The sequence below is a fragment of the Pseudomonas sp. NFACC14 genome (assembly GCF_900106885.1).
GTDB lineage: Bacteria > Pseudomonadota > Gammaproteobacteria > Pseudomonadales > Pseudomonadaceae > Aquipseudomonas > Aquipseudomonas fluorescens_AA.
The window spans coordinates 42,957-63,510 of sequence record NZ_FNOA01000012.1 but is presented as its reverse complement, the minus strand read 5'-3'; the positions used below and the strand labels follow the sequence as shown (position 1 = coordinate 63,510).

At 60.2% G+C, this 20,554-nt stretch carries 19 protein-coding genes; 14 read left to right on the top strand and 5 right to left on the bottom strand.

All coding sequences use genetic code 11. The annotated features are described in order from the left end of the window. Nucleotides 1–114: 114 nt before the first annotated feature. Nucleotides 115–1,809 carry a lactate permease LctP family transporter gene (locus BLU85_RS18470; protein WP_092202169.1) on the bottom strand — a complete coding sequence of 565 codons (1,695 nt, stop codon included), beginning with the start codon at nt 1,807–1,809 and terminating at the stop codon, nt 115–117. A 263-nt stretch (nt 1,810–2,072) separates the two neighbouring features. On the opposite strand from BLU85_RS18470, the gene BLU85_RS18465 reads away from it, so the two are divergent. Continuing rightward, nucleotides 2,073–2,840, top strand: a complete 768-nt coding sequence (locus tag BLU85_RS18465) for an FCD domain-containing protein (RefSeq protein ID WP_072411334.1) — start codon at nt 2,073–2,075, stop codon at nt 2,838–2,840. Between the two features lie 168 nt (nt 2,841–3,008). Here the strand turns inward: BLU85_RS18465 and smpB are convergent, their stop codons facing one another. Further along, nucleotides 3,009–3,491, bottom strand: a complete 483-nt coding sequence (smpB, locus tag BLU85_RS18460) for an SsrA-binding protein SmpB (protein WP_042730880.1) — start codon at nt 3,489–3,491, stop codon at nt 3,009–3,011. 118 nt (nt 3,492–3,609) lie between these two features. On the opposite strand from smpB, the gene BLU85_RS18455 reads away from it, so the two are divergent. Genes BLU85_RS18455 through BLU85_RS18445 form a run of 3 tightly spaced genes read left to right on the top strand, consistent with a single transcriptional unit; the run spans nt 3,610 to nt 5,763 of the window. Beyond that, nucleotides 3,610–5,013 carry a sodium-dependent transporter gene (locus tag BLU85_RS18455; RefSeq protein WP_092202171.1) on the top strand — a complete coding sequence of 468 codons (1,404 nt, stop codon included), beginning with the start codon at nt 3,610–3,612 and terminating at the stop codon, nt 5,011–5,013. 7 nt (nt 5,014–5,020) lie between these two features. Then, nucleotides 5,021–5,464 carry a type II toxin-antitoxin system RatA family toxin gene (locus BLU85_RS18450; RefSeq protein ID WP_060739231.1) on the top strand — a complete coding sequence of 148 codons (444 nt, stop codon included), beginning with the start codon at nt 5,021–5,023 and terminating at the stop codon, nt 5,462–5,464. Next, entirely contained in the window at nt 5,461–5,763 is a 303-nt protein-coding gene (locus BLU85_RS18445) for an RnfH family protein (protein ID WP_092202107.1), read from the top strand. Before BLU85_RS18450 ends, BLU85_RS18445 begins: the two co-directional genes overlap by 4 nt. A 59-nt stretch (nt 5,764–5,822) precedes the next feature. Here BLU85_RS18445 and BLU85_RS18440 read toward each other — a convergent pair whose 3' ends face one another. Further along, nucleotides 5,823–6,350: an outer membrane protein assembly factor BamE gene (locus BLU85_RS18440; protein WP_092202109.1), complete on the bottom strand. Its 528-nt coding sequence runs from the start codon at nt 6,348–6,350 to the stop codon at nt 5,823–5,825. A gap of 97 nt (nt 6,351–6,447) precedes the next feature. On the opposite strand from BLU85_RS18440, the gene fur reads away from it, so the two are divergent. Beyond that, nucleotides 6,448–6,852, top strand: coding sequence for a ferric iron uptake transcriptional regulator (gene fur, locus BLU85_RS18435; protein WP_003197684.1), 405 nt, complete (start codon nt 6,448–6,450; stop codon nt 6,850–6,852). A 75-nt stretch (nt 6,853–6,927) separates the two neighbouring features. On the opposite strand, the gene recN is transcribed toward fur, so the two are convergent. Continuing rightward, nucleotides 6,928–8,601: a DNA repair protein RecN gene (recN, locus tag BLU85_RS18430; RefSeq protein ID WP_092202111.1), complete on the bottom strand. Its 1,674-nt coding sequence runs from the start codon at nt 8,599–8,601 to the stop codon at nt 6,928–6,930. A 242-nt stretch (nt 8,602–8,843) separates the two neighbouring features. On the opposite strand from recN, the gene grpE reads away from it, so the two are divergent. The 8 genes from grpE to BLU85_RS18390 all read left to right on the top strand — a co-directional run bounded on the left by grpE (nt 8,844) and on the right by BLU85_RS18390 (nt 19,322). Beyond that, nucleotides 8,844–9,410 carry a nucleotide exchange factor GrpE gene (gene grpE, locus BLU85_RS18425; RefSeq protein ID WP_092202113.1) on the top strand — a complete coding sequence of 189 codons (567 nt, stop codon included), beginning with the start codon at nt 8,844–8,846 and terminating at the stop codon, nt 9,408–9,410. Between the two features lie 101 nt (nt 9,411–9,511). Next, complete coding sequence (gene dnaK / locus BLU85_RS18420; RefSeq protein ID WP_014336568.1) at nt 9,512–11,428, top strand: molecular chaperone DnaK; 1,917 nt, start codon at nt 9,512–9,514, stop codon at nt 11,426–11,428. Nucleotides 11,429–11,750: 322 nt separating this feature from the next. Continuing rightward, nucleotides 11,751–12,875: a molecular chaperone DnaJ gene (dnaJ, locus tag BLU85_RS18415; RefSeq protein WP_060739226.1), complete on the top strand. Its 1,125-nt coding sequence runs from the start codon at nt 11,751–11,753 to the stop codon at nt 12,873–12,875. Between the two features lie 9 nt (nt 12,876–12,884). After that, a complete protein-coding gene (dapB, locus tag BLU85_RS18410) occupies nt 12,885–13,691 on the top strand; it encodes a 4-hydroxy-tetrahydrodipicolinate reductase (RefSeq protein ID WP_053181926.1) in 807 nt (268 codons plus the stop codon). A gap of 255 nt (nt 13,692–13,946) precedes the next feature. Continuing rightward, nucleotides 13,947–15,083 carry a glutamine-hydrolyzing carbamoyl-phosphate synthase small subunit gene (gene carA, locus BLU85_RS18405; protein WP_092202115.1) on the top strand — a complete coding sequence of 379 codons (1,137 nt, stop codon included), beginning with the start codon at nt 13,947–13,949 and terminating at the stop codon, nt 15,081–15,083. A 105-nt stretch (nt 15,084–15,188) separates the two neighbouring features. Continuing rightward, complete coding sequence (gene carB, locus BLU85_RS18400; protein WP_092202117.1) at nt 15,189–18,410, top strand: carbamoyl-phosphate synthase large subunit; 3,222 nt, start codon at nt 15,189–15,191, stop codon at nt 18,408–18,410. Between the two features lie 2 nt (nt 18,411–18,412). Further along, nucleotides 18,413–18,889, top strand: coding sequence for a transcription elongation factor GreA (gene greA / locus BLU85_RS18395; protein ID WP_030139783.1), 477 nt, complete (start codon nt 18,413–18,415; stop codon nt 18,887–18,889). A 28-nt stretch (nt 18,890–18,917) separates the two neighbouring features. Then, nucleotides 18,918–19,322, top strand: coding sequence for an MFS transporter (locus BLU85_RS18390; RefSeq protein ID WP_092202119.1), 405 nt, complete (start codon nt 18,918–18,920; stop codon nt 19,320–19,322). 10 nt (nt 19,323–19,332) lie between these two features. Here the strand turns inward: BLU85_RS18390 and BLU85_RS18385 are convergent, their stop codons facing one another. Beyond that, nucleotides 19,333–19,641 (bottom strand): YhbY family RNA-binding protein, encoded by a 309-nt coding sequence (locus tag BLU85_RS18385; RefSeq protein WP_003177852.1) that lies wholly within the window; start codon nt 19,639–19,641, stop codon nt 19,333–19,335. Nucleotides 19,642–19,747: 106 nt separating this feature from the next. Here BLU85_RS18385 and rlmE point away from each other — a divergent pair, with 106 nt between their 5' ends. Then, the gene (rlmE, locus tag BLU85_RS18380; RefSeq protein WP_060739222.1) at nt 19,748–20,398 is read left to right on the top strand and encodes a 23S rRNA (uridine(2552)-2'-O)-methyltransferase RlmE; all 651 of its coding nucleotides are present in this window, start codon (nt 19,748–19,750) and stop codon (nt 20,396–20,398) included. Nucleotides 20,399–20,554: the final 156 nt, after the last annotated feature.

Below are 20,554 nucleotides of genomic sequence, written 5' to 3'. Positions count from 1 at the left end.
CTGAGGCTGCTGAATATAGCCAGGAAATCTTTCAGCAGCCTTGCAGACCCGGTTGTGAATAGCAGACGCCGAATCACGGTTCGGCGTCGGTTTTTCCAGTATTGCGTGTAGGACTCAATGAACCAGCATGCCGGTGAACCAGTAGGCCTGGGCCAGGGTGATCAGACCGACAATCGTTGCAAAGAATAGGCTGTGTTTGAGGGTGAAACGGAACAGATCCGATTCCTTGCCCACCAGCCCGGTCGCCGCGCAGGCCACCGCGATCGATTGTGGCGAAATCATCTTGCCGGTCACGCCGCCGCTGGTGTTGGCCGCGACGAGCAGGGTGTCGTTGACGCCGATCTGGTGCGCGGTGGTGGCTTGCAACGAGCTGAACAGCGCGTTGGATGAGGTATCGGAACCGGTCAGGAACACGCCCAGCCAACCCAGGAATGGCGAGAAGAACGGGAACGCTGCGCCCGTGCCGGCCAGCACCAGGGCCATGGTCGACGACATGCCCGAGTAGTTGGTGACGAAGGCGAAGGCCAGCACCATGCCGATGGACAGGATCGGCCAGCGCAGCTCGAACAGTGTTTCTTTAAAAGTGGTAAGACCAGTTTTGATGTTGATCTTCAGCACCAGCATCGAGATCAGTGCGGAGAAGAAAATCGCTGTGCCGGTGGCGGAAACAGGATCGAGCTTGAACACGGCCGGAATGGCGGTGGGGTTGATCACGATGGGGGCGACTTTGATTACCATCTGGTCCAGGTATGGGATGGCGAAGTTGAACACCCAGCCGTACATCGAGCCGCCCGCGGCGAACATGGCCTTGAACGGCTTGAGGGTCCAGATCGTCACCAGCACGGTCAGGATCAGGAACGGCGACCAAGCCTTGATGATTTCCCCAAGGCTGTAGGGCGAAGCCACGGTGCTGCGCGGCTGGCCGAAACCGCCGACACTGGCGGTGACCGCTGCGCTGGAAGTCGCGCCGGCAATCTGGGCGCCAGCGGTGCGCTTGGGCTGCCAGACTTTCAGGAACAGGGTCAGGGAAATCAGGCTGGCCAGGGCCGAGGTGATGTCCGGCAGTTCCGGGCCGATGAAGTTGGAGGTGAAGTACTGGGTGATGGCGAAGCTCAAGCCGGCCACCAGGGCTGCTGGCCAGGTTTCCCGCACGCCGCGCAGGCCGTCCATCATGAACACCAGCCAGAACGGCACGAACAGCGACAGCAGGGGCAGTTGACGACCGGTCATGGCGCCGATCTTGAAGGCATCGATCCCCGTGACCTGGCCGGCCACGATGATCGGAATGCCCAGGGCGCCGAACGCCACCGGGGCCGTGTTGGCGATCAGGCACAGGCCCGCGGCGTACAGGGGGTTGAAGCCCAGGCCGACCAGCAGCGCGGCGGTGATCGCCACCGGTGCACCGAAGCCGGCAGCACCTTCCAGGAATGCGCCGAAGCAGAAACCGATCAACAGCACTTGCAGGCGCTGGTCATCGGTAATCGACAGCACCGAGCTGCGAATCACCTCGAACTGGCCGCTCTTGACGGTCAGTTTGTAGAGAAACACCGCGGCGACGATGATCCAGGCGATGGGCCACAGGCCGTAGGCAAAGCCATAGCCGGCGGCGGCGAAGGCCATGTCCGCGGGCATGTTGAACGCAAAAATCGCCACGGCAATCGCCAGGGCCAAGGTGATGCTGCCGGCCACGTGCCCCTTGAGGCGAAACACCGCCAAGGCCAGGAAGAAAAATACGATGGGAATAACGGCCGCGAGTGCGGACAAGCCGAGGCTGCCGAGCGGGCTGTAGAGCTGTTGCCAGGTTTGCATCATGGGTGGGCCCCTAATTGTTGTTGGTCAGGCACTGGTCAGCGGTTTTGGTTAATTGGTAATACCAATTTACAAGCGCTGTTGGCTAGGGTAAAAGCCTTGGTTGTCGTGTGTCAATTTGCCGCCCTGAAACTTTCGTCGAATAAGCGGTGCGGACGGCATCTGATCCGTCCGAACAAATGGTTTTTGGTGGGTGTGGGCACGGCCCGGATGGGCCAGAATAGAGAGCCCGGCGAGCCGTCGGGATCGTGGAGAATTGAGTTATGGGGTTTGATCAGATTCGTCAGCGCCGTTTGTCTGACGATATTGTCGAGCGGCTTGAGGGCATGATCCTTGAGGGCACGCTGAAGTCCGGCGAGCGCCTGCCGGCCGAACGGACCCTGGCCGAACAGTTCGGCGTGTCACGTCCTTCGTTGCGCGAGGCGATCCAGAAACTGGCCGCCAAGGGCTTGCTCGTCAGTCGCCAGGGCGGCGGTAACTATGTCGTCGAGTCACTGGGCTCGACATTCAGCGATCCGCTGCTGCAACTGCTGGAAAGCAATCCCGAAGCGCAACGTGACTTGCTGGAATTTCGCCACACCCTGGAGGCATCTTGTGCGTATTACGCGGCACAACGGGCCACGGATGTGGATCGCGAGCGGCTGACGGCAGCCTTCGACGAGCTGCAGGATTGTTATTCGCGCCATGACGAGGTCAGCCGGGCGGAGGAGGGGGCGGCGGATGCCCGGTTCCATCTGGCGATCGCCGAGGCCAGCCATAACGCAGTCTTGCTGCATACCATTCGCGGCTTGTTCGACCTGCTCAAGCGCAACGTCGTCACCAACATCGGCGGCATGTACAAGCAGCGCAGTGAAACCCGCGACATGCTGATCAGCCAGCACCGGGAATTGTACCAAGCCATTATGGACGGGCATGCCGAACAGGCGCGGGAAGTGTCCAGCCGACATATCTTGTACGTGCAGGAAGTCTTGGAAGAGGTGCGCCAGGAAGTGCAGCGGGTGGCGCGGGCGGAGCGGCGCAAGGGGATGTGAACGTGCTCGTGAAAGCGGTCAGTCTGCCCCATCAATGTTGAATGAGTCGACGCCATCGCGAGCAAGCTCGCTCCTACAATTGGATCTTCGGTGAACGCAGGGTTTGCGTATCGCCGTGATCCTGTGGGAGCGAGCTTGCTCGCGATAACGGTCCCAAGGACGAAAGAATCAGTCTTCCTTGCCCTTGTTACGCACCGCACGCTGCAGCTCGCGGCCGGCGTCGCGTTCGCGCTCGGTATCGCGCTTGTCGTACTCCTTCTTGCCCTTGCCCAGGGCAATTTCGCACTTGATCAGGTGCTTGCTCCAGTACAACGACGTGCAGACGCAGGTGTAGCCCTTCTGCTGCACGGAGGCGAAGAGCTTTTCCAGCTCGCGCTTGTTGAGCAGCAGCTTGCGCGAGCGCACCGGGTCGGCAATCACGTGGGTGCTGGCGGTGGTCAGCGGCGTGATATGACTGCCCAGCAGCCAGGCCTCGCCATCCTTGAGCAGCACGTAGCTGTCGACCAGTTGCGCCTTGCCGGCACGCAAGCTCTTTACTTCCCAGCCGGCCAGGACCATGCCAGCTTCGAAACGCTGTTCGATGAAGTAATCGTGTCGCGCCTTTTTATTTTGCGCGATGGTCCCTGTGGGGTGTTTCTTCTGTTTAGCCATAGGGGCGGCATTATAGGCAGTTGCGGGCGTGTCGGCTACGGTGAACCTGCGTGCTTGAGCACGTTGAGTGAATCCCGGACAATGCGGCCTCTTTTTTGAACGCTTGGGCGTGATCACGATGTCGACAGACAAGGTTTCTGTCCACGGCAGTTGGGCTAGCCGCTGGGTCTTCATACTCGCGGCGACCGGTTCGGCCGTGGGGCTGGGTAGTATCTGGAAGTTTCCGTACATGGTCGGCGTCTACGGTGGCGGCGCCTTCGTATTGATGTTCCTGGCGTGCATCGCGTTGATCGGCGCACCGGTGATGCTGGCCGAGACCCTGATCGGGCGTCGAGCCCGGCAAAGCCCGGCCAATGCCCTGAAGGTACTGGCGGTAGAGGCTGGCCATTCGACCAAGTGGTCGTGGGGCGCCTTCGCCGGGATGATCACGGCGCTGTTGATCCTGTCTTTCTATAGCGTGGTCGGTGGCTGGTCCCTGGACTACATCATCGACATGGGGCGCGGGGATTTCCAAGGGGCCACGCCGGACCAGGTGGGTGCCTACTTCGGCAATGTGATCGCCGATCCCTGGAGGCTGACCCTCTGGCACACGATCTTCATGGTCCTCTCGGCGGTGGTGATTGCCCGGGGCGTGGTGGCCGGGCTTGAGCGCAGCCTGCGGATCATGATGCCGTTGCTGTTCGTGATGATCCTGGTGCTGCTGGGCTACAGCATGACCACCGGGCATTTTCTGGAGGGCGTGCATTTCATGTTCGACTTCCAGCCGGAGAAAGTCCTGGATGGCCTGCTGCCGGCCATGGGGCATGCGTTTTTCTCCCTGAGCGTCGGGGTCGGTTCGATCATGATCTACGGCGCCTACATGCCCAAGAACGCCTCCCTGACCCGAACCGTCGTTGGCGTCGCGCTGCTGGACACTTTCGTGTCGCTGCTGGCGGGGGTGGCATTGTTTCCGATTGTGTTCGCCGCGGGCCTGAACCCCAGCGAGGGACCGGGGTTGATGTTTGTCAGCCTGCCCTTCGCCTTCGGCAGCATGGCTTTCGGCCAAGTGATGGGTGTGGTGTTTTTTGTGCTGGTGGCCATCGCGGCCTGGAGTTCGGCCATTTCCCTGCTGGAGCCCATGGTGGCTTACTTGGTCGAGCGGACCCGCATCAGTCGCGCCTGGGTGACTTTCTGGCTGGCTTTCACTTGCTGGTTTGTCGGCCTGGGTACGGTGTTTTCCTTCAATATATGGAAGCAAGCGAAGTTTTTCGTGAACGAAGGTGGGTTGTTCCATCTCTATCAGTGGGGGGCGACCGGAGGGCTGGATTTCTTCGGCGTGATTGATTTCTTCACATCACGCATCATGCTGCCATTGGGTGGCTTGTGTTTCGTGGTGTTTGCAGGATGGGTCATGGGGCGAGAAGCGGTGCGTGATGAACTGTCGCTGCGCAGCCCGGTATTGTTTGCCTTGAGCCTGTTCTTGATGCGCTATGTGGCGCCCATCGGCATTCTCGTAGTGTTTGCCGCCCAGCTGTGGAAGTGACGCTTACATGACGACACATATTCAACGCTCGGCCTTGCTGCCTTACCCGGCGCAGGCGCTGTATGACCTGGTCAACGATGTGGCGAGCTACCCGGAGTTCTTGCCGTGGTGCTCATCCGCCGAGGTGCTGGAAAGCTCCGAAACCCAGATGCGCGCCAGCCTCAACATTGCCAAGAGTGGCTTGAGCCAGCGCTTCGTCACGCGTAATACGCTGGTGCCGGGGCAGTCCATCGAAATGAACCTGGAAGAGGGGCCCTTCAATCAGCTCCACGGCGTCTGGGTGTTCAAGCCGTTGGGTGAAAAGGCCTGCAAGATCAGCCTGGACCTGTCGTTCGACTACGCCGGTCCGCTGGTGCGAGCGACGTTGGGGCCGTTGTTCAATCAGGCCGCCAATACGCTGGTTGACGCGTTCTGCCAGCGGGCCAAGCAGAATGCAGAGCTCAAGCGTTGATTGAGATAGAAGTGGTGTATGCCGCGGCGGACCGCCAGGTCTTGCGCACATGTGTGGTGCGGGAAGGCACCAGTGTGCGTGCGGCACTGCTGGGCTCGGGGATTGCCGATGCATTCCCGGAGCTGGACCTGGCGACGTGCCCGGTAGGGATTTTTGGCAAGGTGGTTGCCGATCCGGCGAATCAAGTGGTGCAAGCGGCGGATCGATTGGAGATTTATCGACCTTTGCTGGCTGATCCGAAGGAAATTCGTCGTCTGCGCGCGGCCAAGGCTGCCCTGGCGCGACAATCGGAGCAATGACCTGGTCTGGATCGCAGGCAATAAAAAACCCGGCATGCCGGGTTTTTTCATGTCGCAATTTATTGCGGCGAGGTGTCCAGGGGCTCTGGTGTCGGGACCGGTACGGTCTCGACTTTGTCCACGTCCTTCTGGATCTGGTCCAGCAACGAACCTGGCTTGGCCGGTTTTTCCGGTTTCGGCTGTTCGGCATTCTGGGTCGGATCGGTCACGGTGGTGCCGCTGTCCTTGCCCATGATGGCCTCGTCGCGGCTCACGCCAGGCATGAAATCCCCCGACAGGCTGACGAGTTGGTCATTGGGGCTAAAGATAACGCTGATGCGTTCCTGCTGGCGCTCACCGCCGCCTGGCTGCAAGCTGTACAGATAATCCCAGCGATCGGCATGGAACGTGTCGGTCAGCAGAGGGTTACCCATGATAAACCGTACTTGCCGGCGGGTCATTCCCGGGCGTAACTGGTCTATCATGTCCTGCGTGACGACATTGCCCTGCTGGATGTCGATTTTGTAAACCCCGGGGAATGAACAACCGGCGAGTGCGAGCAGTCCCACAAAGGTGAAACTGGTTAGCAAGAGCTTGGTGTTTTGCATCGGTGGGCGACTTCCACTATCTTGGCTGGGACAACGTAAACGCCGATCATACCCGCATTAAGAGAAGCTGCGAAGCAGCATCGCGAGAAAGCTGACCATGGTTGAAAATAGCGAACTACGCAAAGCCGGCCTCAAAGTGACCCTGCCACGGGTCAAGATTCTACAAATGCTCGATTCCGCAGAGCAACGCCACATGAGTGCCGAGGACGTCTACAAGGCGCTTATGGAGGCTGGTGAGGACGTCGGTCTGGCCACGGTTTACCGTGTTCTGACCCAGTTCGAGGCAGCTGGCCTTGTGGTGCGACACAACTTCGACGGAGGCCATGCGGTCTTCGAGCTGGACGACGGCAAGCATCACGACCATATGGTCAACGTCGAGACCAGCGAAGTCATCGAATTCTTCGACGAAGAAATCGAGCGGCTGCAGAAGGCAATCGTCGACAAGTATGGTTTCGAGATGGTCGATCACAATCTTGTACTGTACGTACGCAAGAAAAAATAAGCATGTCGCGCGGACTTGAGGTTCGCGAAACGAACGAAGGCGACCCCAGGGTCGCCTTCGTGCTGTCTGTCGTTCTCAGATTTTCGCAGTAACGACCATTTTTTTCGCGTGGGCCAGGGATTCCTTGGTGAGGTCGATACCCCCGAGCATTCGCGCCACTTCTTCCACTCGCTCGTTTTTGTTGAGCTTGGACACGGCGGTGCGAGTCGCGTCCTCGCCACGCACTTTGTGCACGAATAAATGCTGGTGTCCCTGGGCGGCGACCTGGGGCAGGTGAGTGACGGTCAGCACCTGGCCGCGTTCCCCCAGTCGGCGCAGCAGTTGGCCGACAATTTCCGCGGTTGGGCCGCCGATGCCCACGTCCACTTCGTCGAATACCAGTGTCGGCACGCGTGAGGTCTGCGCGGTGATGACCTGGATGGCCAGGCTGATTCGCGACAACTCACCGCCGGAGGCGACTTTGGCCAGGCCCTTGAGCGGTTGCCCGGGGTTGGCGCTGACCAGCAGTTCCACCTGTTCCAGCCCATTGGGTTGGAGCTCGTCACCGGCGTTGGGGCGCAATTCGATGGTGAAGCGTCCGCCCGGCATGCCCAGGCGCTGGATCTCCTGCTCCACGGCGCTGGTCAGCCCTGTCGCGGCCTGGCGCCGCAATTCACTGAGCTCCTTGGCCTTTTCCTGGTAATGACGGGCATAGGAAGCCAGTTCATCCCCCAGGCGCTCGATGGATTCATCGTTGGCGTTCAGGGTTTCCAGTTCTTCCAGCAGGCGCTGCTGGAGTTCGGCAACGTCGGTTGGCTGGATACGGTGCTTGCGCGCCAGCGTATAGATGGTGTCCAGGCGCTCTTCCAGGTACTGCAGGCGGGCCGGGTCGGCATCGAAATGATCGAGGAAGCGGTTCAGTTCCCCAACGGCTTCCTCGACCTGGATCTGCGCGCTCGTCAGCAGGTTGGTCGCTTCGTTCAGGGCACCCACCGAATTGTTCACGCTGGAGAGTCGGTTCAGGCTCGCCGTCAGGGCATTGAGGACATTGCCCGAGTCGCTCTCGCTGCATTGTTCGACCACTTGGCGGCAGATGCCCAGCAGGGTTTCGGCGTTGGTCAGGTTCTTGTGTTCCTGCTCCAGTTCTTCCAGTTCATTTTCACCCAGGGACAGGTTTTCCAGTTCTTCGAGCTGGTAGCTCAATAGCTGGTGACGGGCACGCTGTTCGTCGCCGGAGTTGGAAAGGCGATCGAGCTCCTGACGGGTCTGCCGCCAGCGTTGGGCGGCCAGCTGGACTTGCCGGGCCAGGTCGGTGGCGCCGGCGTATTCATCCAGCAGGCGACGATGGGTATCGGTCTTGAGCAGGGATTGGTGCTCATGCTGGCTGTGGATGTCGATCAACAGTTCGCCAAGGGCCTTGAGATCGCCCAGGGGGCAGGGCGTGCCGTTGATGTAGCCTCGGGAGCGGCCTTCGGCGGTGATGACTCGGCGCAGGATGCACAGGCCGTCGGTGTCCAGGTCGCGTTCGGCCAGCCAGGCGCTGGCCTCGGGGATGTCGACCAGGTCGAACGTCGCCAGGATGTCGGCCTTGTCCGCTCCGGGGCGCACCACGCCGCTGTCGGCGCGGTCGCCCAGCGTCAGGCCCAGGGCGTCGAGCATGATCGACTTGCCCGCGCCGGTTTCACCGGTGATCACGCTCATGCCTCGATCGAGTTCGAGGTCCAGATGTTCGACGATGGCGTAGTTGTGTACGGACAGGTGCACCAGCATAAGGCCGCTCCCAGGCTTTAGGTCTGGTTATTTATACAGTGTTTTGTTTCGGCCTGACAATGCCCGCGCTTAGCTCGATTTGCTTGGGAAAGTGATTTTCTTAGCGCAGCGAGGAATGATTATGCAGCTGCTTTTTGTAAGGTTAATTCGTCAGGTGGCCCTTGAAGCTGGAAAACCCGGCCCCATATACCGGGGCAGAAGCGCGAGTCGAGCTCGCGGACGAAGTTGAAAGGAGAAATTCTATGGCTGACGAACAGACGCAGGACACGCAAAATCTAGACGCCAATCAGGCCTCCCAGGATTCCGGTGAGGACCTGACGGCACGTGTACAAGTGCTCGAGGAGCAACTGGCCGGTGCGCAGGATCAGGCGTTGCGTGTAGCCGCCGACCTGCAGAATGTCCGCCGTCGCGCCGAGCAAGATGTAGAAAAGGCTCATAAATTCGCCCTGGAGCGTTTTGCCAGCGACCTGCTGCCGATCATCGACAGCCTGGAGCGCGGCCTGGAGCTGTCCAACCCGGACGACGAGAACATCCGTCCGATGCGTGAAGGCATCGAGCTGACCCTGAAGATGTTCCAGGACACCCTCAAGCGTTATCAGCTCGAAGCCCTTGATCCCCATGGCGAGCCCTTCAATGCCGAACATCACCAGGCCATGGCGATGCAGGAAAGTGCCGACGTCGAGCCAAACAGTGTTTTGAAGGTTTTCCAGAAGGGCTATCTGCTGAATGGCCGTCTGTTGCGCCCGGCCATGGTCGTGGTCAGCAAGGCACCGGCACCGGTTTCGCCTTCTATTGACGAGCAGGCTTGAAATCGGGCGCAGCGGCCCCATCTATAAGTCAAGCGTTTAAGTGCTACCGCAGTTAGCCACCACTGCTGCGGCAACAAAATCCAAGTTCCGGGAGAGTTAACATGGGCAAGATTATCGGCATCGACCTGGGGACCACCAACTCGTGCGTCTCCGTGCTGGAAAACGGCAAGGCCAAGGTTATTGAAAACGCTGAAGGCGCGCGTACCACGCCGTCGATCATCGCGTACGCCAATGATGGCGAAATTCTGGTTGGCCAGTCGGCCAAGCGTCAGGCAGTGACCAATCCGCATAACACCCTGTACGCGGTGAAGCGTCTGATCGGTCGCAAGTTCGACGAAGAAGTCGTTCAGAAAGACATCAAGATGGTGCCTTACAAAATCGCCAAGGCTGACAACGGCGACGCCTGGGTTGAAGTGAACGGCCAGAAAATGGCACCGCCACAGATCTCGGCCGAGATCCTCAAGAAAATGAAGAAAACCGCCGAAGACTACCTCGGCGAAGCGGTGACCGAGGCGGTCATCACGGTTCCTGCCTATTTCAACGATAGCCAGCGCCAGGCGACCAAAGACGCCGGCCGCATCGCGGGCCTGGACGTAAAACGTATTATCAACGAACCGACCGCGGCCGCTCTGGCCTACGGTATGGACAAGGCCAAGGGCGACCACACCGTGATCGTCTATGACCTGGGTGGCGGTACCTTCGACGTCTCCGTGATCGAGATCGCTGAAGTCGACGGCGAACACCAGTTCGAAGTACTGGCAACCAACGGTGACACGTTCCTCGGTGGTGAAGACTTCGACATCCGCCTGATCGACTACCTCGTCGACGAGTTCAAGAAAGAAAGCGGCATGAACCTCAAGGGTGACCCGCTGGCCATGCAGCGCCTGAAAGAAGCCGCTGAAAAAGCCAAGATCGAACTGTCCTCGAGCCAGTCGACCGACGTGAACCTGCCGTACATCACCGCAGATGCCACCGGTCCTAAGCACCTGAACGTAAAAATCTCCCGCGCCAAGCTCGAAGCGCTGGTGGAAGACCTGGTTCAGCGCACCATCGAACCTTGCCGCATTGCGATGAAAGACGCCGGTATCGACGTTGGCTCGATCAACGACGTGATCCTGGTGGGCGGCCAGACCCGTATGCCGCTGGTTCAGAAGCTGGTCACCGACTTCTTCGGCAAAGAAGCCCGCAAGGACGTGAACCCGGACGAAGCCGTTGCCATGGGTGCTGCCATCCAGGGCGCTGTTCTGGCCGGTGACGTGAAGGACGTTCTGCTGCTCGACGTCAGCCCGCTGACCCTGGGTATCGAAACCATGGGTGGCGTGATGACTGCGCTGATCGAGAAAAACACCACGATTCCTACCAAGAAATCCCAGGTGTTCTCGACGGCCGACGACAACCAGGGCGCCGTGACCATCCACGTGCTGCAGGGTGAGCGCAAGCAGGCTGCCCAGAACAAATCCCTGGGCAAGTTCGACCTGGCCGAGATTCCACCAGCGCCACGTGGCGTGCCACAAATCGAAGTGACTTTCGACATCGACGCCAACGGCATCCTGCACGTCGGCGCGAAAGACAAGGCCACCGGCAAGACCCAGTCGATCGTGATCAAGGCCAACTCCGGTCTGTCCGAGGAAGAGATTCAGCAGATGGTTCGCGATGCTGAAGTCAACGCCGAGGAAGACCGCAAGTTCGAAGAGCTGGCCAGCGCCCGCAACCAGGGCGATGCCCTGGTGCACTCGACCCGCAAGATGATCGCCGATGCTGGCGAGAAAGTGACCGCGGAAGAGAAAACCGCCATCGAAGCGGCCGTGGTTGCCCTGGAAGCCGCTGTGAAAGGCGACGACAAGGCGGCCATCGAGGCGAAGATCGAAGAGCTGTCCAAGGTCTCCGCACCAGTGGCTCAGAAGATGTACGCCGAGCAGGCTCAGCCCGCTGAAGGCGCGGCTGCCCAGGGCGAATCGGCCGAAAAAGCCGACGACGTCGTGGATGCCGAGTTCGAAGAAGTGAAAGACCACAAGTAATCGCTTGTTGGTCGGCCGGTTGACTGCACTTGTGCGGTGGCTGGTAGGATGTCGCCGCGCGGGGGCTTGCTCCCGCGTTGGCGTGTCTGGAGCTAGGGAATTTTTACAGCATGCGACAGTGTTCGGATGTTGGCGGTGCGTTCGGGAATGCTCCTGCTTTCCGGCGATGGGCACTGCGTTTTGGCCGGGGCCCTGGCTGAAATATTTAAAGACCAGGATCGTTGAATTGACGTGAGTTGGGTCCGGGCCTGTATTGGGGCTCAACGAGTTTGGCAAGGCTCAGGAGAGGTTTGCCGGACGTCCTATAAGAGTGCAAAGACTAATGGCGAAGCGTGATTTTTACGAAGTATTGGGTGTCGAGCGGGGGGCCAGCGAGGCGGAGCTGAAAAAGGCTTATCGTCGCCTGGCGATGAAGCACCACCCGGACCGTAATCCCGGCGATAAAGCGTCGGAAGAGATGTTCAAGGAAGCCAACGAGGCTTACGAAGTTCTGTCCGATTCCAGCAAGCGCGCGGCCTACGACCAGTATGGGCATGCCGGTGTCGACCCAAGCATGGGCGGCGGCGGTGCCGGTTTCGGCGGCCAGAACTTCTCCGATATTTTCGGCGATGTGTTCAGCGATTTCTTCGGCGGCGGTCGCGGCGGTGCCCGTGGGGGCGCCCAGCGTGGCAGCGATTTGCGCTACACGTTGGAGCTGAACCTGGAAGAAGCGGTGCGTGGTACCACCGTCAATATCCGTGTACCGACATTGGTCAACTGCAAGCCGTGCGATGGCTCGGGTGCAAAGAAGGGCTCCTCGCCCGTGACTTGCCCGACTTGCGGCGGCATCGGCCAGGTTCGCATGCAGCAGGGCTTCTTCTCGGTCCAGCAGACCTGCCCGCGTTGCCATGGCCAAGGCAAGATCATTTCCGACCCGTGCGACTCCTGCCATGGCGAAGGGCGTGTCGAAGAGTACAAGACGCTGTCGGTCAAAGTGCCGGCCGGTGTCGACACCGGTGACCGCATTCGCCTGTCCGGCGAAGGCGAGGCGGGTGCCCAGGGCGGTCCGACTGGCGACCTGTATGTGGTCATCAACGTGCGCGAGCATGCGATTTTCCAGCGCGACGGCAAGCACCTGTTCTGCGAAGTGCCGATCAGCTTCGTCGACGCGGCCTTGGGTGGCGAGCTCGAGATCCCGACCCTCGACGGTCGCGTCAAGCTGAAAATTCCCGAGGGCACGCAGACCGGCAAACAGTTCCGGATTCGTGGCAAAGGCGTTGCGCCAGTGCGTGGCGGTGGTGCGGGCGACCTGATGTGCCGTGTGGCGGTGGAGACGCCGGTCAACCTGAGTCGGCGTCAGCGTGAGCTGTTGGAAGAGTTCCGCGGCACGCTGGCGGATGACAACAGCCACTCCCCGAAAACCACCGGTTGGTTCGAAGGCGTGAAGCGCTTCTTCGGCGACCTGTAAGGAGTTCGCATGCGACGTATAGCTGTGATGGGCGCTGCGGGGCGCATGGGCAAGGCGCTGGTCGAGGCGGTGCAGCAGCGCTCGCCGCTCTCCGGCCTGACGGCGGCCATCGTTCGGCCCGACAGTACGTTGGTGGGCGCCGATGCTGGCGAGCTGGCTTCGCTGGGGCGTATCGGCGTGCCGATGTCCGGCGGCCTGGAGAAGGTGCTGGACGAGTTCGATGTGCTGATCGACTTCACCCTGCCGGACGTGATGCTGAAAAACCTCGCGATCTGCCGCAAGCATGGCAAGGCCATGGTGATCGGCACCACGGGGCTGGATGTTGCGCAAAAGCAATTGCTGGCCGAAGCGGGCAACGACATCGCAATCGTGTTCGCGGCGAACTTCAGCGTGGGCGTGAACCTGTCGCTGAAGCTGCTGGACATGGCGGCCCGGGTCTTGGGCGACGATGCCGATATCGAAATCATCGAAGCGCATCACCGGCACAAGATCGACGCACCTTCCGGAACGGCCTTGCGCATGGGTGAGGTGATTGCCGATGCGCTGGGGCGTGATCTGCAGAAAGTCGCCGTGTACGGGCGTGAAGGGCATACCGGTGCCCGCGAGCGCGACACCATCGGTTTCGCCACAGTGCGCGGTGGTGATGTGGTAGGTGATCACACGGTGTTGTTCGCCACTGAAGGCGAGCGCCTGGAGATCACCCACAAGGCCTCCAGCCGGATGACCTTCGCCAAGGGCGCCGTGCGTGCCGCGCTGTGGCTGGATGGCCGCGAGCCTGGCTTGTACGACATGCAGGACGTTCTCGACCTGCGTTGATGCCATTGAAGGCGGGGTTCAGGTTATACTGCGCCCCGTTTTACACCGCTTCGCGACGGCCTGTCGCATTCCCCTGCCTTTAAGGCTCATTAGCGGTGGACCAAAAAAGCCTTTTTCTGTAAGCTACAGCTTTAGTGTGTCCACTAAAAGCGCGCAGAATAATTCAGTGAACAAGCGGGGTGACGTGTCCATACGTCACTCCGCTTTTTTACAACCTGCGATCGCCCTTTCAGGCTTTATTTACGGGAGGTCTTCTTGACTAAGCCAGCCATACTCGCCCTTGCTGATGGCAGCATTTTTCGCGGCGAAGCCATTGGAGCCGACGGTCAGACCGTTGGTGAGGTGGTGTTTAACACCGCAATGACCGGCTATCAGGAAATTCTTACCGATCCTTCCTACGCCCAGCAAATCGTTACCCTGACTTACCCGCACATCGGCAACACTGGCACCACGCCGGAAGACGCCGAGTCCGATCGTGTCTGGTCCGCCGGCCTGGTCATCCGTGACTTGCCGCTGGTAGCGAGCAACTGGCGTAACACGATGTCCCTGTCCGATTACCTGAAAGCCAACAACGTCGTGGCGATCGCCGGTATCGACACTCGCCGCCTGACCCGCATCCTGCGGGAAAAAGGCGCGCAGAACGGCTGCATCATGGCTGGCGACAACATTTCCGAAGAAGCCGCCATTGCCGCTGCCCAGGGCTTCCCTGGCCTCAAGGGCATGGACCTGGCGAAAGTCGTCAGCACCCAGAAACAATACGAATGGCGCTCCACGGTCTGGGACCTGAAGACCGACAGTCACGCGACGATCGAGGCTTCCGAGCTGCCCTACCACGTGGTGGCGTACGACTACGGCGTCAAGTTGAACATCCTGCGCATGCTGGTCGAGCGTGGCTGCCGCGTCACCGTGGTACCGGCCCAGACCCCGGCCGCCGATGTCCTGGCCCTCAATCCCGACGGCGTGTTCCTGTCCAACGGCCCGGGTGACCCAGAGCCGTGCGACTACGCGATCCAGGCGATCAAGGACGTGCTGGAAACCGAGATCCCGGTGTTCGGTATCTGCCTCGGTCACCAGTTGCTGGCCCTCGCTTCGGGCGCCAAGACCTTGAAAATGGGCCACGGCCACCACGGTGCCAACCACCCGGTGCAGGACCTGGATACCGGCGTGGTGATGATCACCAGCCAGAACCACGGTTTTGCGGTGGATGAGGCGACCCTGCCGGCCAACGTGCGTGCGATTCACAAGTCGCTGTTCGACGGCACGCTGCAAGGTATCGAGCGTACCGACAAGAGCGCGTTCAGCTTCCAGGGCCACCCTGAAGCGAGCCCGGGCCCGAACGATGTGGCGCCGCTGTTCGATCGCTTCATCAACGAGATGGCCAAGCGACGCTGACCGCGTGAAGCCCGAGGGCGGCCCCGAGTGCGGCGGCCCCTTCGGGCGCTTCAAAGATTGTTCGACGGCCTAGCCGACTGACCTGCGGATTTGAGTGACAAACCCATGCCAAAACGTACAGACATAAAAAGCATCCTGATTCTCGGCGCTGGCCCGATCGTGATCGGCCAGGCCTGCGAATTCGACTACTCCGGCGCCCAGGCCTGTAAAGCCCTGCGCGAAGAGGGCTACCGCGTCATCCTGGTGAACTCCAACCCGGCCACCATCATGACCGACCCGGCCATGGCCGACGCCACCTACATCGAGCCGATCAAGTGGCAGACCGTTGCCAAGATCATCGAGAAGGAGCGCCCTGATGCGCTGCTGCCGACCATGGGCGGCCAGACCGCGCTCAACTGCGCCCTGGACCTGGAGCGCGAAGGCGTCCTGGAGAAGTTCGGTGTGGAAATGATCGGCGCCAACGCCGATACCATCGACAAGGCCGAAGACCGTTCGCGCTTCGACAAGGCGATGAAATCCATCGGCCTGGACTGCCCGCGCTCGGGCATCGCCCACAGCATGGAAGAGGCCAACGCCGTCCTGGAGCGCCTCGGCTTCCCATGCATCATCCGTCCGTCCTTCACCATGGGCGGCACCGGTGGTGGCATCGCCTACAACCGTGAAGAATTCGAAGAAATCTGCGCCCGTGGCCTCGACTTGTCGCCGACCAAGGAACTGCTGATCGACGAATCCCTGATCGGCTGGAAAGAATATGAAATGGAAGTTGTCCGCGACAAAAAGGACAACTGCATCATCGTCTGCTCCATCGAGAACTTCGACCCGATGGGCGTGCACACCGGCGACTCGATCACCGTCGCACCGGCCCAGACCCTGACCGACAAGGAATACCAGATCCTGCGTAACGCCTCCCTGGCGGTACTGCGCGAGATCGGCGTGGAAACCGGCGGCTCCAACGTCCAGTTCGGCATCTGCCCGAACACCGGTCGCATGGTGGTCATCGAGATGAACCCGCGGGTCTCCCGTTCGTCGGCCCTGGCGTCCAAGGCCACCGGTTTCCCGATTGCCAAGGTCGCCGCCAAGCTGGCCGTGGGCTACACCCTGGACGAGCTGTCGAACGACATCACCGGCGGCAAGACCCCGGCGTCCTTCGAACCGTCCATCGACTACGTCGTGACCAAGCTGCCACGCTTCGCCTTCGAGAAGTTCGCCAAGGCCGATGCCCGCCTGACCACCCAGATGAAGTCGGTCGGTGAAGTCATGGCCATCGGCCGGACCTTCCAGGAGTCCCTGCAGAAAGCCCTGCGCGGCCTGGAAGTGGGTGTCTGTGGCCTGGATCCGAAGCTGGACCTGAACGACCCGGAAAGCATGAGCGTGCTCAAGCGCGAGCTGACCGTGCCAGGTGCCGAGCGCATCTGGTACGTGGCCGATGCCTTCCGCGCCGGCATGACCGTCGAGCAGATCTTCGGCATGAACATGATCGACCCTTGGTTCCTGGTGCAGATCGAAGACCTGATCAAGGAAGAAGAGAAGGTCAAGACCCTGGGCATGTCCAGCATCGATCGCGACACGATGTTCCGCCTCAAGCGCAAAGGTTTCTCCGACATGCGCCTGGCCAAGCTGCTGGGTGTGACCGAGAAGAGCCTGCGCACCCACCGCCACAAGCTGGAAGTGTTCCCGGTCTACAAGCGCGTCGACACCTGCGCGGCCGAGTTCGCCACCGATACCGCCTACCTGTACTCCACGTACGAAGAAGAGTGCGAAGCCGCGCCATCGACCCGGGACAAGATCATGATTCTGGGTGGCGGGCCTAACCGGATCGGCCAGGGTATCGAGTTCGACTACTGCTGCGTACACGCGGCACTGGCCCTGCGCGACGACGGTTACGAGACCATCATGGTCAACTGCAACCCGGAAACCGTGTCCACCGACTACGACACCTCCGATCGCCTGTACTTCGAGCCAGTGACCCTGGAAGACGTGCTGGAAATCGTCCGCGTCGAGAAACCAAAAGGCGTGATCGTCCAGTACGGCGGCCAGACTCCGTTGAAACTGGCCCGTGCCCTGGAAGCCGCCGGCGTGCCGATCATCGGTACCAGCCCGGATGCGATCGACCGCGCCGAAGACCGTGAGCGCTTCCAGCAGATGGTCGAGCGCCTGAACCTGCGCCAGCCGCCAAACGCCACCGTGCGCAGCGAAGACGAAGCGATTCGTGCCGCCGCCAAGATCGGTTACCCACTGGTGGTGCGTCCGTCCTATGTACTGGGCGGCCGTGCGATGGAAATCGTCTATCAGGAAGACGAGCTCAAGCGCTACCTGCGCGAAGCGGTCCAGGTGTCCAACGACAGCCCGGTGCTGCTGGACCACTTCCTCAACTGCGCCATTGAAATGGACGTGGATGCGGTCAGCGACGGCAAGGATGTGGTGATCGGCGCGATCATGCAGCACATCGAACAGGCCGGTGTTCACTCCGGTGACTCCGCCTGTTCGCTGCCGCCTTACTCGTTGCCGGCGCACATCCAGGACGAAATGCGCGAGCAGGTCAAGAAAATGGCCCTGGAGCTGGGCGTCGTCGGCCTGATGAACGTGCAACTGGCCTTGCAGGGCGAAGACATCTACGTCATCGAAGTCAACCCGCGCGCTTCCCGGACCGTGCCGTTCGTCTCCAAGTGCATCGGCGTTTCCCTGGCGATGATCGCGGCGCGAGTCATGGCCGGCAAAACCCTTAAGGAACTGAACTTCACCAAAGAAATCATTCCGAACTTCTACAGCGTGAAAGAGGCGGTGTTCCCGTTCGCCAAGTTCCCTGGCGTGGACCCGATCCTCGGCCCGGAAATGAAGTCCACCGGTGAAGTGATGGGCGTGGGCGATACCTTCGGTGAGGCGTTTGCCAAGGCCCAGATGGGCGCCAGCGAGGTGTTGCCGACTGGCGGCACGGCGTTCATCAGCGTGCGTGATGACGACAAGCCACTGGTTGCAGGCGTGGCCCGTGATCTGATCAACTTGGGCTTCGAAGTGGTCGCCACTGCCGGTACTGCCAGGCTGATCGAAGCCGCGGGCCTGAAAGTGCGCCGCGTGAACAAGGTGACCGAGGGGCGTCCGCACGTGGTCGACATGATCAAGAATGACGAAGTCACGCTGATCATCAACACCACCGAGGGTCGTCAATCGATCGCCGATTCCTACTCCATTCGTCGCAACGCGCTGCAGCACAAGATCTACTGCACCACGACCATTGCGGCAGGCGAAGCGATCTGCGAAGCGCTCAAGTTCGGTCCCGAGAAGACCGTACGTCGCTTGCAGGATCTACATGCAGGATTGAAGGCATGAGCATAACCAAGTACCCGATGACTGTTCAGGGCGCGAAGGCCCTGGAAGAAGAACACGCTTTCCTGACCAAGGTTGAGCGCCCGCGCTTGAGCCAGGCTATCGGTGAAGCGCGTGAGCTGGGCGATCTCAAGGAAAACGCCGAATACCACGCTGCCCGAGAGGAGCAAGGGATGGTCGAGGCGCGTGTCCGGGACATCGAAGGCCGCATGCAGAATGCGGTGATCATCGATGTCACGACGATTCCACATACCGGCAAAGTGATTTTCGGCACCACGGTGGAAATCGCCAACGTCGAGACCGATGAAAGCGTGACGTACCAGATCGTTGGCGAGGACGAGGCAGACATCAAGCTCGGCAAGATTTCCGTCGGTTCACCCATTGCTCGTGCCTTGATTGCCAAGGAAGAGGGCGATGTGGTGGCGGTGAAGACACCGGGTGGTGTCATCGAGTATGAGATTGTCGAAGTCCGTCACATCTGAACGAAGGCGCCCGCTGCGAGCGGGCGCCATGATCTGGCAGCTCACCCAGATGTTGTGGGTGGGCGGTGTCTGGTTGCTGCACATCGGTTTGCTGCCGGTGCTGGGGCGAGTGGGCCTGGCACCGCTGCTCATCGATGAAATCGCAGGCATGCTCACGGCGCTGCTGGTGGGTTTTTCCGCGGCGTGCGTGATGTTTCAGGCGTTGGTGCTGGTTCAGGCCGAAGGCCTTGGCAGCCTATGGCGCGACATTCGTGGGCAATTGCTGCTCATGTCGTTGTACGCGTGCGGGATGTTCTTTGCCGTGCGTCTCGGCTGGCCGGATGCGAGCCAGTGGCAGGTATTCAGTTACCTGGTGCTGGGTTTTTCCGGTCTGGTACTGGTCTTGCAGCCGGTTCCGGGGTGGAGCGGCAGGGTGTGCGAAGCACACCCTTGACCCTTTGGCATCACTTGAAGCGATGAACGTTCGACAGTTGCTTGTTGACGCTGAAATTCTTGCGATAAATCAGCGCCATCTTGCCGATGACCTGCACCAGGTCTGCCTTGCCGGTCTTGCACAATTCGGCAACGGCAGCCAGGCGGGCTTCGCGATCGAGGATGTTGAGCTTGATCTTGATCAGCTCGTGATCGCCCAGGGCGCGTTCCAGTTCGGCGAGTACACCTTCAGTCAAACCGTTGTCAGCCACAGTCAAAACCGGTTTCAGATGGTGGCCAATGGATTTGTATTGTTTCTTCTGCTCTTGAGTGAGCGGCATAATCTGACCCCTGCGTCTGATCTTGTAAAAAGCGGCGGCCAGTTTACCCGAGCAAGTCCGGGACCGCCCACTTAATCACGACCCGTTTTATTTTTAGAGGTGGCCCGTGGCCCGTTCCAAGACTAGCCAGAACTGGCTCAGAGAGCATTTCAACGATCCGTACGTCAAAATGGCGCAAAAAGACGGCTATCGCTCTCGTGCCAGCTATAAATTGCTGGAGATCCAGGAAAAGGATCGCCTGATCCGTCCAGGCATGACCGTGATCGACCTTGGCGCGGCGCCGGGCGGCTGGTCCCAGGTTACCAGTCGTCTGATTGGTGGTCAGGGCCGCTTGATCGCTTCCGACATCCTGGAAATGGACAGCATCCCTGATGTGACCTTTATCCAGGGCGATTTCACGGAAGACGCCGTACTGGCGAAAATCCTGGAAGCCGTCGGAAATACGCAAGTTGACCTTGTGATTTCCGATATGGCCCCCAATATGAGTGGATTGGCGGCTGTCGACATGCCTCGTGCCATGTTCCTCAGCGAGCTGGCCCTGGATCTTGCCGGGCGGGTTTTGCGTCCAGGCGGTGATTTTCTGATCAAGGTCTTCCAGGGGGAAGGCTTCGACGAATACCACAAGGGCATCCGCAAGTTGTTCGACAAGGTGCAGATGCGCAAGCCATTGTCGTCCCGTGACCGTTCTCGCGAGCAGTATCTGCTGGCGCGAGGCTTTCGCGGTGTCGAAGGCGCGGCCAGTGATGAGCGTCTTTGAACAGGGCGATAGTTTTTTTTGTCTCGCATTGAAAAAGCCGCGTAACCAAAATTATGCGGTCAAAGTTTCACAAAGGGTTACAGACGGCGCCTGCCAGAGTCGTAGGTAATGTAGTAAGTTAGGCCGGTGAATATCATGCGAAGCGCGCGCCAGTAG